Origin of the sequence: Pseudomonas sp. NPDC087612, from assembly GCF_044743505.1 — a bacterium.
Lineage (GTDB): Bacteria > Pseudomonadota > Gammaproteobacteria > Pseudomonadales > Pseudomonadaceae > Aquipseudomonas.
On record NZ_JBIUWO010000008.1, the window covers coordinates 17798 to 33180 of the forward strand.

The 15383-nt window shown below is 56.3% G+C and carries 15 protein-coding genes and 1 pseudogene; all 16 read left to right on the top strand.

Features of this window, described 5'->3' with window-relative positions:
- Positions 1-238: 238 nt before the first annotated feature.
- A pseudogene (locus ACIOVF_RS17345) lies at positions 239-592 on the top strand (diguanylate cyclase domain-containing protein); the annotation flags it as partial.
- Positions 593-1216: 624 nt separating this feature from the next.
- Positions 1217-2218: an ATP-grasp domain-containing protein gene (locus ACIOVF_RS17350; protein WP_401291054.1), complete on the top strand. Its 1002-nt coding sequence runs from the start codon at positions 1217-1219 to the stop codon at positions 2216-2218.
- A gap of 74 nt (positions 2219-2292) precedes the next feature.
- Complete coding sequence (locus ACIOVF_RS17355; protein WP_401291057.1) at positions 2293-3432, top strand: trypsin-like peptidase domain-containing protein; 1140 nt, start codon at positions 2293-2295, stop codon at positions 3430-3432.
- A 68-nt stretch (positions 3433-3500) separates the two neighbouring features.
- Complete coding sequence (locus tag ACIOVF_RS17360) at positions 3501-4637, top strand: phosphoribosyltransferase domain-containing protein (RefSeq protein WP_401291060.1); 1137 nt, start codon at positions 3501-3503, stop codon at positions 4635-4637.
- Positions 4627-5385 (top strand): trehalose phosphatase, encoded by a 759-nt coding sequence (locus ACIOVF_RS17365; RefSeq protein WP_401291063.1) that lies wholly within the window; start codon positions 4627-4629, stop codon positions 5383-5385. Before ACIOVF_RS17360 ends, ACIOVF_RS17365 begins: the two co-directional genes overlap by 11 nt.
- Positions 5378-6469, top strand: a complete 1092-nt coding sequence (locus ACIOVF_RS17370; protein ID WP_401291066.1) for a cysteine protease StiP domain-containing protein — start codon at positions 5378-5380, stop codon at positions 6467-6469. The genes ACIOVF_RS17365 and ACIOVF_RS17370 overlap by 8 nt, the downstream gene beginning before the upstream one ends.
- On the top strand, positions 6469-7416 hold the full coding sequence (locus tag ACIOVF_RS17375) for an HpcH/HpaI aldolase/citrate lyase family protein (protein WP_401291068.1): 948 nt from the start codon (positions 6469-6471) through the stop codon (positions 7414-7416). Before ACIOVF_RS17370 ends, ACIOVF_RS17375 begins: the two co-directional genes overlap by 1 nt.
- Positions 7413-8168 (top strand): HAD-IB family hydrolase, encoded by a 756-nt coding sequence (locus tag ACIOVF_RS17380; RefSeq protein WP_401291071.1) that lies wholly within the window; start codon positions 7413-7415, stop codon positions 8166-8168. The genes ACIOVF_RS17375 and ACIOVF_RS17380 overlap by 4 nt, the downstream gene beginning before the upstream one ends.
- Positions 8169-8170: 2 nt before the next feature.
- Positions 8171-8758, top strand: a complete 588-nt coding sequence (locus tag ACIOVF_RS17385; RefSeq protein ID WP_401291074.1) for a TerD family protein — start codon at positions 8171-8173, stop codon at positions 8756-8758.
- Positions 8755-9936 carry a TerD family protein gene (locus ACIOVF_RS17390; RefSeq protein ID WP_401291077.1) on the top strand — a complete coding sequence of 394 codons (1182 nt, stop codon included), beginning with the start codon at positions 8755-8757 and terminating at the stop codon, positions 9934-9936. The genes ACIOVF_RS17385 and ACIOVF_RS17390 overlap by 4 nt, the downstream gene beginning before the upstream one ends.
- A gap of 45 nt (positions 9937-9981) precedes the next feature.
- On the top strand, positions 9982-10431 hold the full coding sequence (locus ACIOVF_RS17395; protein ID WP_401291080.1) for a tellurite resistance TerB family protein: 450 nt from the start codon (positions 9982-9984) through the stop codon (positions 10429-10431).
- Positions 10432-10442: 11 nt separating this feature from the next.
- On the top strand, positions 10443-11477 hold the full coding sequence (locus tag ACIOVF_RS17400) for a TerC/Alx family metal homeostasis membrane protein (protein WP_401291083.1): 1035 nt from the start codon (positions 10443-10445) through the stop codon (positions 11475-11477).
- A gap of 31 nt (positions 11478-11508) precedes the next feature.
- Positions 11509-12084 (top strand): TerD family protein, encoded by a 576-nt coding sequence (locus ACIOVF_RS17405; RefSeq protein WP_401291086.1) that lies wholly within the window; start codon positions 11509-11511, stop codon positions 12082-12084.
- A gap of 66 nt (positions 12085-12150) precedes the next feature.
- The gene (locus ACIOVF_RS17410; protein WP_401291089.1) at positions 12151-12729 is read left to right on the top strand and encodes a TerD family protein; all 579 of its coding nucleotides are present in this window, start codon (positions 12151-12153) and stop codon (positions 12727-12729) included.
- Between the two features lie 314 nt (positions 12730-13043).
- Positions 13044-14060 (top strand): hypothetical protein, encoded by a 1017-nt coding sequence (locus ACIOVF_RS17415; RefSeq protein ID WP_401291092.1) that lies wholly within the window; start codon positions 13044-13046, stop codon positions 14058-14060.
- A 132-nt stretch (positions 14061-14192) separates the two neighbouring features.
- Complete coding sequence (locus ACIOVF_RS17420; RefSeq protein WP_401291094.1) at positions 14193-15380, top strand: DUF4236 domain-containing protein; 1188 nt, start codon at positions 14193-14195, stop codon at positions 15378-15380.
- Positions 15381-15383: the final 3 nt, after the last annotated feature.

Here is a 15383-nt window from a genome sequence, read left to right on the forward strand (position 1 = left end):
ACTGAACCGGCTCCAGACTCGCTCCGCCGACTGCCTTGTACAGCGCGACCACAGCAAGTGCCTGCTGCTCGACAACGTCCGCGCTGCTCAATTGCGCCTCGCGCAAAGCCTTCGCCGCGTCGAGACGATCGAGCAGGTCCGTGATGCTGCGTTGGTAAACCTAGCCAGACAGCAATGTGCCGATCAAGCGGCCTAGGGCGTTGGACATGTAGTAAAAGCCCACGTCTAGGGATACCCCAGCTATGGCCACTTGGCCGGTGATGACTGCCTGCAACAAGTGGCCAGGCGACTGTCGGTCTGCATGCGTCGGCCGCCCGACCTGCTGGCTCGTTACGGTGGCGAGGAGTTTGCGGTGATTCTTCCCGACACTGACAGTGCTGGAGCGGCCAGCGTTGCTCGGACGATACTAGAATACCTGGGCAATGAACCTATAACCCACCGTGACAGCCCCTTTGCACAGGTGACCGTGAGCATCGGCATCGCCTACGCCAGCGGCCGCGACTTGGAGAACGTGCAGGTACTGATTGCGCGCGCCGACCAGGCGCTATACATCGCGAAGAACACAGGACGTAACCGCCTGCATATCGACTGAAACAGGCGCGAGCATGCCTTGTTCGCGATCCTCATGGTCTAATACGAGACTTCCTGCTTGGGAACCTCAAGCCCCACTCACAAGCAGTCGACTGCTCCGCCGGGTCACCGCATCCTCTAGGTAAGCATAAGACCAGATGAAAGTCCGGTGGATATATCGACCCAAAGCGGACATTGCTTTGTTGACAGACTTGGGTAACTACGCATGCCCAAGCCCAGCTGAGTAAACAGTCCGTGTGTACTCCCGCGTTGCCATTAGCACAACCTTCGGTCAGGATGGGGCATCGTCTAAACACCGCCTACCGTAAAGAATTGGCCATGGAGCTCACACCTCGGATGAGCGCTATCTGGGCTGTTGCCGAGACCGTGGGAGAAGTAGCGTGGAGACTTCAACTCGGGGACCTGGCCGCGATCCTGCAGTCGTAGCGTGTTGCAGCAGACTCCCGCCACAATTCATATATCGCAACACTTTTTGCCACAAGTTGGCGGCTGATTCACTGCGCCATGTAGGGCTACAGATCATAATGTCAGCCCCTTGAAGCCGCCGATCGCGCCGTTAACATCTCGCCCAAGGTTCGGATCGAACAGATCCAAAAGTCCATTGCCCTAATTCAAGGTGGTTTTAATGATCTGGTTTCTACAGGGTCAGGCTTCTCAGCGAGACATCATTCTCGGTGCCCTGGAGGCTCTCCCCACAAGCGTACGCGTGTTTGCCTCCCACGGCGGCGACCGACCTGAGATTACAGGCCTGGCTCACGGGAGCTTCAAGGAGCCCGAGGACCGTGAAGAGCGTATAGACTGGGTTCTCCAAACAGCAGTACAAAATTCGATCAAGGTGATTCTGGCTGGTCGCGTTGGGGGGGGCTATGAGGCCCGTCGAGCCGATTTCGAGCGAGCAGGTATTACCCTGGTCACTGGCGGTATGAGCTCACGCACCTTTGAACTGGTCGATGACAAGGCGAATTTCACTGCCGAAGCTGAGCGCGCCGGCCTCGCTTGCATCCCGGCGATCACAGTACAGAGCCCAGATCAGCTTCGCGCAGCATATGAATTACTGAGCCCGAACTCTGAGGTCTGCATCAAGCCGGTGGTTGGTATCTATGGCCAGGGCTTCTGGCGGTTCAAGCCTGGTGTCGACCCTTTCCGCTGCTTGGCTAACCCCGATTCTCGCGAAGTCGACTTCGAAACCTACCATCGGATATACGCTGCAGGCCCTGAGCGTGAGCCAATGTTGGTGATGCCTTACCTGCCTGGCCCCGAGTGTTCCGTCGACATGGTCTGCGAAAGCGGCAAGGTCGTAGCGTATGTCGGCCGCCGGAAGGCCGGCGCGCACCAGACTTTCGAGCGCGATACTCCGGCAACCGCCCTGGCCGTCGCCGCTGCTGAGCACTTCGGCTGTGACGGTGTCGTCAACGTTCAGACCCGAGATGACGCTGATGGACATCCTATGCTACTCGAGATCAACCCCCGCTATTCAGGTGGTATCGGGTACACCCGCGAGGTTGGAGTCAACCTGGCCGGTATCTTCGCTGCTCGCCGGCTTGGCTTCGCGGAGCCTGAGGTTTCATGGAAAGAAGGCGTGAGAGTTCGGGCGATCACCATTGCCGTTCCGACTCCAGGCGGATGATAGAATGGCCATCTTTTAGGTACATAATGTACCCAGTTTTTATCTAGAGATTCTTTCTACTCAGGGAGCGAGACATGCTGACGCCGGGCGCGAACGTTGCACTTTCTTCAGCTAAAGCATCTTGGACACTGGAGTCCACACACCAGAGTGCTTTTGGCTCGACGGCTGCTGTCGCGCTGATCCCTGTAGATGACAAGAGAACGCCAAAAGGCGCAGCCGCGCTTTTCCACATTGAACAGACCCCCTGGATGTCCTGGAGCGGTAATCCAGCAAAGGTAGGCTGCACGCTGCAGTTGGGCAGTCTGCCGGCTGGGAGCGAACGGGTTCTTCTGATCGTTTACAGGTATTCCAACCTCGGCCCAGTCAGTTCACTGGGGACTCTCCACCTCAAGGTCGATGATGCTATCACCTACGACCTCGACACCTCCGCCTATGGTGAGAGTGCGTTGATATTGGGCGAATTCTATTCACGATCTGGGCAATGGAAGTTTCGAGCGCTGGCAGAGGGCTCAGCCTATGGCCTGGCGGCATTTGGTCGCAGAATTGGGCTGGACATCGATGAAGCCAATCCAGATCACTCGGATGCTGGGAGCGCAAACCCCCGGCCAAACGGTGGGGCCACTGGCGCGACCGGTACCGGGTTCGCTGTGTCCAGCAATGTTCTGCTCACCTGTGCGCATGTCATCGAGGGCATGACTTCAATCGAGATCAGCTCCTTCAATGGTCGATACCGTGCTGAGCCAGTCATGGTCGACACTTCCAACGACATTGCCCTGCTTCGAGTAGAAGGTGCACCCCTGAAGCCTGTGCTTTTCGCGGCAACCCGCTGCTGCTCCTTGGGTGATTCGGTGACCGCGGTTGGTTTCCCAATGTCGGGGTTTGCTGGCGGCGGAGCTCATGTTACACAGGGTGGCGTATCCGCACTTTTTGGCCTGCGAAACGACGCAAGACTGTTGCAGTTCACTGCGGCGATTCAGCCAGGGTCAAGTGGCAGCCCACTTTTCGACTCCCGCGGGAGTGTGGTCGGTATGGTCACCTCAACTGTACCGGATGCACAGAACATGAACTTCGCCGTCAAGTCCCACTTGCTCGGCGCCTTCCTAGAAGCATGTCACATCCCTATCTCGCTCAATGAATCTAATACGGCGCAGACACCTGCTGATATAGCAAGGGTTGTACAGCCATCGCTCTGGAAAATTGAAGCTCGAATTTAAATGCTACATGCCATTGAAATCACAAGTGCGCACGTTAGGTTCACTACTATCGTCCACGGAACTCCAACATGGAGCATAGTTTAGTGAATCAAGAGTCTACGAAGTTCAGCGCCTCGCTTAAACGCGGCGTGCTCGAAGTTGATGTACATCAAGCTTCGGTTTCACCCGAATCGCTGTTTGGGTTTGCAGAACGCCGCAACCCGAAGCGGGCATTTCTGTTTGTTTCTCGGGTGCTGGGTAAGCATATTCCTGTCAAACCTTCGGTGATGCAGCACTCCTACGAGGCGCTGGCAGCACAAATCCCCGCCGACCTGCCAGGCCCGGTACTGGTTATCGGAATGGCTGAGACCGCTGTTGGTCTCGGGGCAGGCGTTCATCGTGCATTCAGCAAATCGCGCCCTGACAGCATGTACATCGTCAGCACCCGCCACCCCGTGGGAGACCAGATTTTCGCGCGCTTTGAAGAAGAACACAGCCACGCTAGCGCTCATCTGATTCATGAGCCTAGTGATCCTCAGCTGTCTGAGATGATGCGCAGCACCAAGTCGCTGGTGCTCGTTGATGATGAAGCCTCGACCGGCCGCACGTTCATCAATCTCCATCGCGCCCTTGTCGATGCAGGCCTCAACCGGGTTGAGCGCGTAGTGACCTGCGTTCTGACTGACTGGTCTGATGGTGCCGTATCAAAGAGCATCGGCGAGGCTGCTGATCAGGTTTCCCTCCTGAGTGGCGCGTATCAATTCACCGAGGATCCTGAAGCCCCACTTCCTGATATGCCCGACACCGGCACGGTGGCAGCGGGCGAATGGGCTGTGAACCCTGAATATGACTGGGGCCGACTCGGAACACGCGAGGTCGCAGACACCCTGGGGCGTGGTTTAAATGTCAAACCAGGTGAGCGGGTGATTGTCCTCGGTACCGGCGAGTTCGTCTGGAAGCCCTTCCTGCTGGCCGAGCGGCTGGAGCGCGCCGGTGCGGATGTGCATTTCAGTTCGACTACCCGCTCGCCGATCGCACTTGGTCATTCGATCGGGTACGCGCTGAATTTCTCGGACAACTACGGTCTTGGAATCGTCAACTTCCTCTACAACGTTGCACCCGGGCAGTTCGACCGAGTGCTGATCTGCAGTGAAACTGACGCCAAAGCGGTACCGGCGGCGTTGATCGAAGCTTTGAACGCGGAGGTGATCGTCGATGGTAATTAAGCGCCCCCTGGCCCTGGTCGACCTGGACGACACACTTTTCCAGACTGCGAGAAAAATGCCCCCGGGCACCTCGCGTCATCCAGCCTCCTTTGACGTCAGCGGTGAAGTGAGTGGCTACCAGACGAATATGCAGAAGCAGTTCCTTGAATGGCTTCTGAGCACCACTGATGTGGTTCCTGTAACTGCGCGCAGCGCCGAAGCCTTCAGTCGCGTACGCCTGGACTTTTCGGGGGCGGCAATCTGTTCCCACGGTGGCCTGATCCTCAATCCAGACCGTACTGTTAACATGGAATGGCATGGTGTCATGACCGGCATCCTCTCGGACTTCCAAGAGCGCTTGCCAGCTCTCTGCGAGACTGCTTTGCGCATAGGTGATGAGCAGGGTGTGTCGCTTCGAGGTTGGGTTGTGGAAGAAGCAGATCAGCGCCATTACGTTGTCGTTAAGCACAATAATGGTTCTGACGCGGACTTGATTCTTGTGCTCAACAAGCTCCGTGAAGCAGGCCTTCTCGATGGAATGCACACTCATTCCAACGGCAATAATCTTGCCTTGTTGCCTGCCAGCCTGTCCAAACGTGTTGCTGTGGAGCACTACTTGAAGCTGGACCGGGAGTTGAACGGGGAGCGACCTGTGCTCGGCTTTGGCGACAGCATCACCGATCTTGGTTACATGAACCTTTGCAATTTCTGGTCGACTCCGGCTCGAAGCCAGCTTGCAGCTTTGGTGGAGGCCCACGTCAATGCTTAACCCAGTCCTGACATCGATGACCGTGGGTAGCGGAAGCTACTTGCCAGAGGATGTTCATTTCCTGCTGCGTTCCGTGAGCATCGATATGACTGATGTGCTGGAGAAGGAGCGGCTCATCCAGTCCAAGCAAAAGCATTACTCGGAAATGATCAGCCAGGAAGATGCGCCTTCAGCGACTCATATGGAGCTGTTTGAGCGAGCCATGTCTCAAAATGGCGTGCGTATGGCGGCCGACGTCCAGTCACTGGCCTTGGCCTTGGAGGAGCGATATCAGGGGCCGACCATTGCGCTCGTATCCTTTGTGCGCGCCGGCCTGCCTCTTGGCGTGCTGCTGCGTCGTGCGCTGATTGGCCTGGGTCGCGACGCTCATCATTACGGAATCAGCATCGTCCGTGACCGTGGTATTGACACGGTCGCCCTCGAATCGATCATCGCTGCTCACGGTGCAGAGAACATCGTGTTCGTCGATGGCTGGACTGGTAAAGGCGCAATCTCTGGTGAGATCAAGCGTAGCCTTGCTGGCGATAGTCGCTTCCCAGAAGATCCGCGCCTGGTCGTGCTTGCAGATCCTTGCGGCCGGGCATGGCTAGCCGCGTCGGCAGAAGACTGGATCATCCCATCCGGCATACTCGGTGCGACTGTATCCGGGCTTGTCTCGCGGTCAATCTGGCCGAGTGATGGCGGGTTGCATGGCTGCGTGGTTTATGACCACCTGCAAGAGCATGACGTGACCCGGCCATTTATAGATCGGATCGAAGCTGCCCGCGCTTCTGTTGAAGTCAGCCCCGCTTCGCCGTGGACTCCAAAGGAGGCTGAGCAGTTACAAATCAGTGCCCTTGGTGTCGTCAGCCAACTTGCTGAACGATTCGGCGTGACAAATCTGAACCGCATCAAGCCTGGAATCGCTGAAGCAACTCGTGCTGTGCTGCGCCGAGTTCCAGACCAGGTGCTGGTCAGGGATCGTAGCGACGCCGACGTTCAACTGCTGATCCATCTGACAGATCGTGCTGGCATCCAAGTGCAGGAAGCTGGTGAAGATCTGGGGCCGTACCGTGCGGTTACTGTCATCCGGGGGGTCAGCTAATGGAACGCATTTCTCCTTGGGCGTTGGGCGCCACTCTCTATATGCCTGCAACCCGTGCAGACATCGTTGAGGTGATACGCGGTGATAAGCAGCCTGGCCTTCGTTCTCTGGTCATCTGCTTGGAGGATGCTATTGCCGCTACTGACGTTGAACATGCACTGCGATCGCTGCATGCAATCCTGACTGCCATTGGCCCCCGCGGGAGTCGCCCTGCCAGAAGTCCGCTTGTTTTCGTTCGCCCGCGTGATTGTGAAATGGCGGCAGCGCTCAACGATTGGCCTGAGATTACTGCTGCGCATGGATTCGTTGTCCCAAAACTATCCCTGGCCACATTGGGGCAGTGGGTGCGTGCAGTTACCAATCCCGAACTGTTGCTGATGCCGACACTGGAAACCAGCGACGTGTACAACCCCGGCTCGATGGCCGAGTTGGGTAGCGCTCTGCGCTCAGAACTGGGTGATCGAATCCTGGCTTTGCGAATCGGTGGTAACGACCTCATGAGCTGTTTGGGGCTGCGCCGTAACCCGGCCACCACTCTGTATCAGACCCCAATGGGTTACGTGATCCCTATGCTAACCGGGGTACTCGGGGCTCAAGGGTTTGCACTCACCGCGCCTGTGTTCGAGCAGCTCGCAACACCCCAGCTGCTTGCTGAAGAACTGGAGCTGGATATTGCCCACGGCCTTGTAGGCAAAACTGCTATTCACCCGTCGCAGATCGCGCAGATCCATGATGGCTTCCGAGTGCCGCTTGACGATTACAACTGCGCCAAGTTGATCGTAGATGGCTCAGCACCGGCCGTCTTCAAGCACAACGACGCAATGGTTGAACCAGCTACCCATTACAACTGGGCAATCAACATCATCGAGAGAGTCAAATGGCACGGCGTGAAACCTGCAGAAGCTGGGATCGCCGAGCCAGTACGCCTGGCCGAGGCCGCTCGATGACTCAGGAAATGATGGAGGCTGGCCCGGCCGGCGGCCAGGTACTGTCGGTGTTCGATTTTGACGGCACGCTCACGCGTCGTGACAGCTTCGTCCCATTTCTGATGTTCGCTTTTGGCAAGAGGAAGTTCGCAGCGCGGGTAGTGCGTATGCTGCCAGCATGCATTCGATATCTAGGTAAGGGTATGAGTCGCGACGAGTTGAAAGCTGTACTTGTCGCGACCTTCTTGACCGGTGTTGAAGAGGCATGGGTGAAGCGCAAGGCTGCGGAATTCAAAGCGGTGTTTTGGGTACGGCTTATGCGTCCGGCGGGGCTAAAATCCGTCGCTGCCGAGATTGCCAGCGGCGCCCAGGTAACAATTTGTTCAGCTTCGCCGCGGATAGTGCTCATGCCCTTCGCGGAGGAGTTGGGTATCAAGTTGATTGCGACCGAGCTAGAGGTGGTTGAAGGCAAGCTAACAGGGGCAATCAGTGGGAGTAATTGCCGGTGCGAAGCGAAAGTGCTCCGCCTAGAAGCTGTGTATGGCCCGCTGGAGAAATACAGGCTCCGCGCTTGGGGTGACACTCGTGGGGACCAAGAGCTGCTTGCTGCAGCCCAAGAGCCGCACTGGCGGCACTTCCATCCCCGCTGGCAGCGGGGACGAATGAAAATAGTACACATTGAGTCGCGCGTTCAGAAGAGCGATGCGCCCACGAATTCAGTTACGGGTGTCTCTTCAGGCACTCAGCAGCACGATGATCAACAAGGAGCGTAACGATGGCACTTACCCTTTCGAAAAATCAGTCCATTTCTCTGGAAAAAACCGCAGGATCGGGTCTGACCAAAGTAACCCTGGGCCTGGGCTGGGATCCTGAAAAGGCTGGTTTTCTTGGCAAGATGTTTGGCAGCGGCGGCGACATTGATCTAGACGCATCCTGCATCATGCTGGACGGCGAATTGAAGCCAGTCGACCTGGTGTGGTTCCGCCAACTGAAGTCCCGTGATGGTTCGATCCGCCATTCCGGCGACAACCGCACGGGTGAGGGTGAGGGTGACGATGAGTCGATCGCCGTAAACCTGAATACACTTCCTGCATCCGTTCAGCACCTCGTTTTCACTGTGAACTCGTTCACCGGTCAGAATTTCGAGCGTATCAAGAACGCCTACTGCCGAATTATCAATGACACCAACAAGCAGGAGTTGGCACGCTTCAACCTGACTGACCAAGGTAGCCACACTGGTGTGGTTATGGCCAATCTGTCTCGCGGCCCGGGCGGTTGGGAGTTCAAAGCGATCGGCAAGACCACCAACGGTCGTACCGCCGACGATCTCGTCAGTCTGGCAGTTCAGGCGGTGCGCGCATGACAACCTTGGTCCCTGGTGGTAACGCACCGGTAGCGACCGGGAGTCTTCGAGTGGAAGTTGGCTACTCGCCGATTCCAGGAGCCGAAATCGATGTGTCTGCATTTGCACTGACTGCAGCCGGTAAAGTCCGTGGCGACAACGACATGTGCTTCTATGGCCAGCCTAGTGTTCTAGGTGGATCGGTCCAGCTGGTCGAAACTGCAGCTGGTCGCGCAGTCTTTACGGTTGATCTCAGTCGCTTGGACGCAGCTATAGACAAGGTCGCCCTGACGGCGACCATCTATGACAACAAGGCCAGCTTTGATCGCGTCTCTATGCTCGTTGTCACCGTGTCTGGTGGCATTGAGACCCAAATCCCTACCTCGGGGATGAAGGAAACCGCGCTCATCCTCGGAGAGTTTTACCGTCGCCAGGGTGCCTGGAAGTTCCGTTGTGTCGCTCAGGGGTTTGCCGGTGGCCTTGCGCCGCTGGCAACCCACTTTGGCGTCGACATTGCAGCTCCAGCTCCATCACCGACCCCGAGCGCTGCGCCGAGCCCTGCACCAGCACCGACCCCAGCTCCGCCACCTGCTCCCAAGTCGACAATCAGTCTGAGCAAAGTGACCCTGGACAAAACCCGATCCTCGATCAGTCTGGAGAAGACTGCGGGGGGCTTCGGAGAAATCCGAGTGAACCTGAACTGGAACAAAGGCAAGTCTGGTTTCTTTGGCCGGGGCAAATCTATTGATCTGGACGTTGGGTGCCTGTTTGAACTGCAGGATGGCACCAAAGGTGTAGTGCAGGCACTCGGAAATGCCTTCGGTGACCTTGATCGCAAACCCTACATTCAACTCATGGGTGACGACCGAACCGGCTCCGTTGCTGGTGGTGAGTGGATTCACATCAATGGGGCGAAGTGGGGCGATATCCGCCGGATCCTGGTTTACGCATTCATCTACGAAGGTGCCCCGAACTGGGCTGAAACCGATGGTGTAGTCACCATTTTCATTCCTGGTCAGCCAGAAATTGAGGTGCGACTGAACGAGGAGGGTGGGCGTCTGGGCTGTTGTGCGATCGCTCTCCTTGAAAATGACAATGGTGCCGTTAAGGTGTCTCGAAGGGTTGATTTCCATAAGAACCAAGAGCCCATGGATCATGCCTACCGCTGGGGCCTGCGCTGGAGCGCAGGTTCTAAGTAATCTACTTTTTCGCGGGGCCTGGCCCCGCAATTTGAGGTACGAACAATGCTCAGCTGGTTGAAAGCTAAAGGTGCGCAAGCACGCGAGACACTCACTGCTGAAGTTGGCAAGCACAAGAACCGCAAGTTCATGGAAGCAATGGCCAACGGTTGTGCAATGGTTGCTGTTGCGAGCAACGGTGCTGGCCCTGAAGAAAAGCAAAAGATGGTTGGTTTCATCAACAACTCGCCAGAATTGAAGGTATTCAGCCTGACTGACGTTCTGGCCGTCTTCAACGACTCGATGAGCAAGTTCGAGTTTGACCCTCAAATTGGTCAGGCCGAGGCGTTGAAGGTGATCGGTTGTATCAAGGACAACGAAGGGGCTTCTCGCCTTCTTGTTCGCGTTACCTGTTCCATCGGTTCATCCGATGGCGACTTTGATGAAAAGGAAAAGGCGGCTTGCCGTCTGATCTGCCTAGAGCTGGGCCTGTCCCCAGCTGATTTCGAACTTTAAGGTACTGATCTGTGGAAGTTACCCATCTCGGTTTTCCCCCGCTGACCATGGCGGTTTTCGTCGGCATCGCCGTAGGCGCATTGCTGCTCGACATGGTTACGCACCGCGGCGATAAGCCAATCTCGCTAATGAAAGCCTCTGTTTGGTCGGTGTTCTGGATTGCAATATCGCTGGCGTTTGCAGGGTTCCTGTATGTTCAGCACGGTCCTGACGTCGCCAGTCTGTTTGTTACCGGCTACGCCCTTGAGAAGGTTCTCAGCGTCGATAACCTGTTCGTATTCATGGCCATCTTTGCTTGGTTCAAAGTGCCTGATGGCTTGCGCCACCGCGTGCTTTACTGGGGCATCATCGGGGCGATCGTGTTCCGCGGCGTCTTCGTTGCTATCGGTACTGGCCTGTTGGCGTTTGGCCCTTGGGTGGAGATCGTGTTCGCACTGATCGTTGCCTGGACCGCTGTCATGATGCTCCGTAGCGGTGGTGATGAAGAGGAGGAGGAAGACTACTCCAAGCACATCGCATATCGTTTTGCCAAAAAGCTCTTCCCAGTATGGCCAAAGCTGCACGGCAACAAGTTCTTTGTTAGCCGCAAAGAGCTCGAAGGTGAGCTGCTGAAGCCTGAAAACAAGGGTATGAGCCTGGCGGCTAAAGGTGGCTTGTTCGCAACCCCACTGTTCCTGTGCCTGGTCGTGGCAGAAGTCTCCGATGTGCTGTTCGCCTTCGACTCCGTACCTGCCGTCATCGCAGTAAGCCGCGAGCCTCTGATCGTGTACTCCGCTATGCTGTTCGCCATTTTGGGTCTGCGTACCATGTACTTCGTTCTTGAGGCCCTGAAGCGTTATCTGGTGCACCTGGAGAAAGCGGTCGTTGCACTTCTGTTCTTCATCGCGGTAAAACTGGGTCTTAACGCCACAGATCATATGTTCCACCACGGCTACAACATCGACCCAAACACCAGCCTCCTCATCGTGATGGTGGTGTTGGTAATCGGCGTCCTTGCAAGTGTGGTCTTCCCTGAAAAGGAAGACACTCAGGCAGAATCCAACTGAATCATTGGTACCCCAACAAGGAGTTTGAGTAATGGCTTTGACACTGCAGAAAGGCGGCAACCTGTCCCTGACCAAAACTGACCCATCGCTGACCAAGATCATTGTCGGCCTGGGCTGGGATCCGCGTTCTACTGACGGTACTGAGTTCGACCTCGACGCCAGTGCATTCCTGCTGGGTGCAAACGGCAAAGTTCGCGGTGAAGCTGACTTCATTTTCTACAACCAGCTGAAAAGCCAAGACGGTTCGATCGAGCACACCGGTGACAACCGTACTGGCGCTGGCGACGGTGATGACGAAGTACTGAAGGTCGACCTGAGCCGCGTGCCCGCCGACATTGAAAAAGTCGCCTTCACCGTTACCATCCATGATGCAGAAGCTCGCAAGCAGAACTTCGGCCAGGTTGGCGGTTCGTTCATCCGCATCGCCAACGAAGTGACCGGTGCCGAAGTGGTTCGCTACGACCTGGCCGAAGACGCATCGACCGAAACCGCGATGATTTTCGCAGAGCTGTACCGTAACAACGGCGAGTGGAAGTTCCGCGCCGTTGGCCAGGGCTACGCCGGCGGCCTGAAGGCCCTTGCTAACTCGTACGGCATGAACTTCTAAACACCACTGCGGCGTTAGCAGCAAGGTGCTGCTAACGTTTTAACTACTTTCTCAAGGAACTATCTAATGGCTGTTTCGCTGACCAAAGGCTCCAACGTATCGCTGTCCAAAGAAGCTCCAGGTCTCTCCGAAGTAATCGTTGGCCTGGGCTGGGACCCTCGCGTAACTGACGGCACCGAGTTCGACCTCGATGCATCGATCTTCGTCACCGGCGAAAGCGGTAAGGTTCTGGACGACGCCAGCTTCATTTTCTACAACAACAAAACCTCGAAAGATGGTTCTGTTGAACACCTGGGCGACAACCGCTCCGGCCAGGGTGAAGGCGATGACGAGCAAGTCAACGTCAAGCTGACCGGCCTGGCTCCAGAAGTCAAAAAGCTGGTGTTCGCGGTGACCATCCACGACGCTGAAGCCCGCAAGCAGAGCTTCGGTCAGGTGGGTAATGCCTACATCCGCGTCGTCAACAAGGCGGACGGCAAGGAGCTGGCGCGCTACGACCTGAGCGAAGACGCCTCGACCGAAACCGCGATGATCTTCGGCGAGCTGTACCGTCACAACGACGAATTCAAGTTCAAAGCGATCGGCCAAGGTTTTGCTGGTGGCCTGAAGCCGCTTGCTGAAGCTCACGGCGTAAGCATCGGCTAACCCATGTTGTCAGAAAAGCCCTTGCTTAGCGGCAGGGGCTTTTTTTTGGGCAGCTCATTTACGTTTGCATTTCAAGCAGCTGCGATTTTTCAGACCCCCAGGCTCAGGACAAGCAGGTGTTTGAAGCTTGCAATCAGGCAGGGGGAGTTCTTTTCTGGCCTAGGAATGGGTGGGTGTGTCTTAAGCCTGATTACGTCATTTCCATGAGCCCTGGCCAGCAGCAAAGAAACCAATTCTAGGTGCCGCCTGGTAATACTGCAGTACCCTTTTTTACATTTGAGCGCACATGCATGCGCATGGATTGCGGAGTTTTCATGGTCAAGAGATTTTTGGTTTCCAGTGCTGTAGTCACCATACTGGCCGGGTGCGGCCAGGCCGCCAATGACGCTCGTTTGTCGCTGGCACTCAATGAACTTCGTCAAAACTGCTTTGGCAATGACACATACGACTGCCGAAGTCAGACTATTGATTTCAACCAAAAGGTTCTTGAGCTGACTGATTTCAAGAGCGATGTAGCGAAGAATGGCATCACCAAGCTGTTCGGCGACGAGGGTTGGTCGCTGTACAAGGACGTCGCTGATGAATTTGTGCAAGAAGGAATCGACATGCTCGAGGACCTTCGGCCGAACATTTTCGCTCGTATTTTCTTTGGTGACTCTCAACCGCCCTCTCCGAAGGGCCGGGTGATGGCTTTCAGTCCATCCGACATGACTGAGGCGGAGCAGGAACTGCAGAGAACTTTCTCTATTCGGGCTAAGAAGGAAGGCCTAGTACCTAACGAGAAATTGCTTCGCGAGTATGCCCAGGCGGAGGCAGCCAAGAGCGGGAACGCAATGAACGGTGGTGGTGCTGGCGAGCCGCAATTGAATGAACCAATCGTTACCACGGCAGCCGGCCCTGAGGATCAAAAGGCCGCGTCCCCAGCGTTTCCCGAGCTGGCATCAGCGATCAATTCGTACGTTGCTTCCCTTGATACTGATGGAGGTGTGGAGTACACCGAGGGTCGTCAGATCGTCCAAGTTGATCTGAACGGTGATGGCGAACTCGATGCGGCCGTGCTCTACACCATTGAAGGGGCTGGTGGGTCACAAATGGCGTATCAGACACTTGCCGCGTTCTACCGGGAATCTAATGGCTGGCAAGCCCAAGGTGGCGATGCCGTGATTACCGGAAGTGTACGCAAGGTAACCGCAGTTGGTGGCCGTACCATTCTTGTAGACGCAGTGGTCCAAGGCGACGATGATCCCCGTTGCTGCCCAACAGAACCATTCCCACAACGCTACCAGTGGAGCGGAGACAAGTTCGTCCAACTCCCAGATGCTAACGGTTAGGAAGGAATGGGGGCGCTAGGCTCTGTCCGGGTACGGAGGAGGGTGTCGACTCCTTTACAAAGTCGATTCCCTTTCCCTGTCATGCAGCGGTGTAGCAGGGACTTGCCATCATTCACTAGAAGGGAAGAAAGGATGGGCTTTCGGTTTAGTAAACGGATCACAATCGTGCCGGGTTTGAGGCTGAACATTAGTCCACGTGGTGTCTCGACTTCCATTGGCCCCCGGGGTCTGAGCATGACGATGGGTCGTGGTGGCACGTTTCTCAACGCCGGTTTACCAGGCACGGGCCTCTCGTACCGCCAACGCCTGGATGGCAGCCGCCAGTCAAACCCAGCACCGGCTTTTGATCCTAGTGCCTACTCAGGATCAATCCGGATCAGGGTGGAAGACGACGGCACGGTCTCCATCACCGATGAGACTGACAACCCGCTTCCGCCGGCGCTCGCCAAGCGCGCGAAGAGTGAGCAGGCTGATGCGATTGAGAAGCTGCTCAACAAGGCGGCACAGAAGGTCAATCAAGAGCTCACCGAGTGCCTGAGTGTGCATGTGCGAACACCGCGGCCAGGTGACGCTCCAACACTCCCACCACCATTTTCTCTACCAATGCCAGCTGAGCCAGCTCCTCTGGAGCCTGGTCTAATGGATCGGCTGTTCAGAACAGGTAAGCTCGAGGCCGACCGCATAGCGATCGAGCAGCAGCACCAGCAGGACCTGGCCGACTGGACCACTGCCCGAGATGCGCAGGAAGGGGAACGTGCCGAAGTTCAAAAGGCCTTTCGTCTTGCGGCCCAAGGGTTCAGCGCACACATGGAGAAGGCTCTGGATTATGTGCTGAGCGGAATCTCCTGGCCCAAGGAGACGATCGTGGCCTATCAGTTCACCCAGGATGCTGCAGGGCTTGCGCTAGATGTGGACTTGCCTGATAAGGGGGATATTCCCCGGCGTACAGCCGAGGCCAAGGGAAACGGGAAGCTCACCTTCAAAACCCGAAGCGACGCCCAGGTTCGACGTGACTTCGTAGGCATGTGTTATGGGTCGTTGTTCAGGGTTGCTGGGGAGGTGTTCGCGCTATTGCCTGCAATCAATCGTTGTCTGGTTTCAGGCTACATCCAGCGAAACGACCCTGCGACCGGGCGTCTTGAAGAGCCCTATATCTTGTCGGTTGTGGTTCGGCGCGAGGACTGGGATCTGCTGGACTTTGAACGGATTGAGCACATCGACCCTGCAGATACGCTGAATCGCTTAGGGGCTAGAGTTGATCTGGACCGAGCCTCGCGTTTCAGGGAGATCCAGCCATACGAAATTGACCAGCTGGGATGAAGC

Bases quoted from the DNA above. Each gene is read 5' to 3' on its own strand.
- ACIOVF_RS17375 (WP_401291068.1), top strand. From the start codon at position 6,469: ATGGAACGCATTTCTCCTTGGGCGTTGGGCGCCACTCTCTATATGCCT.
- ACIOVF_RS17395 (WP_401291080.1), top strand. From the start codon at position 9,982: ATGCTCAGCTGGTTGAAAGCTAAAGGTGCGCAAGCACGCGAGACACTC.
- ACIOVF_RS17405 (WP_401291086.1), top strand. From the start codon at position 11,509: ATGGCTTTGACACTGCAGAAAGGCGGCAACCTGTCCCTGACCAAAACT.
- ACIOVF_RS17415 (WP_401291092.1), top strand. From the start codon at position 13,044: ATGGTCAAGAGATTTTTGGTTTCCAGTGCTGTAGTCACCATACTGGCC.
- ACIOVF_RS17385 (WP_401291074.1), top strand. From the start codon at position 8,171: ATGGCACTTACCCTTTCGAAAAATCAGTCCATTTCTCTGGAAAAAACC.
- ACIOVF_RS17360 (WP_401291060.1), top strand. From the start codon at position 3,501: ATGGAGCATAGTTTAGTGAATCAAGAGTCTACGAAGTTCAGCGCCTCG.
- ACIOVF_RS17365 (WP_401291063.1), top strand. From the start codon at position 4,627: ATGGTAATTAAGCGCCCCCTGGCCCTGGTCGACCTGGACGACACACTT.
- ACIOVF_RS17410 (WP_401291089.1), top strand. From the start codon at position 12,151: ATGGCTGTTTCGCTGACCAAAGGCTCCAACGTATCGCTGTCCAAAGAA.
- ACIOVF_RS17420 (WP_401291094.1), top strand. From the start codon at position 14,193: ATGGGCTTTCGGTTTAGTAAACGGATCACAATCGTGCCGGGTTTGAGG.
- ACIOVF_RS17390 (WP_401291077.1), top strand. From the start codon at position 8,755: ATGACAACCTTGGTCCCTGGTGGTAACGCACCGGTAGCGACCGGGAGT.
- ACIOVF_RS17350 (WP_401291054.1), top strand. From the start codon at position 1,217: ATGATCTGGTTTCTACAGGGTCAGGCTTCTCAGCGAGACATCATTCTC.
- ACIOVF_RS17355 (WP_401291057.1), top strand. From the start codon at position 2,293: ATGCTGACGCCGGGCGCGAACGTTGCACTTTCTTCAGCTAAAGCATCT.
- ACIOVF_RS17370 (WP_401291066.1), top strand. From the start codon at position 5,378: ATGCTTAACCCAGTCCTGACATCGATGACCGTGGGTAGCGGAAGCTAC.
- ACIOVF_RS17380 (WP_401291071.1), top strand. From the start codon at position 7,413: ATGACTCAGGAAATGATGGAGGCTGGCCCGGCCGGCGGCCAGGTACTG.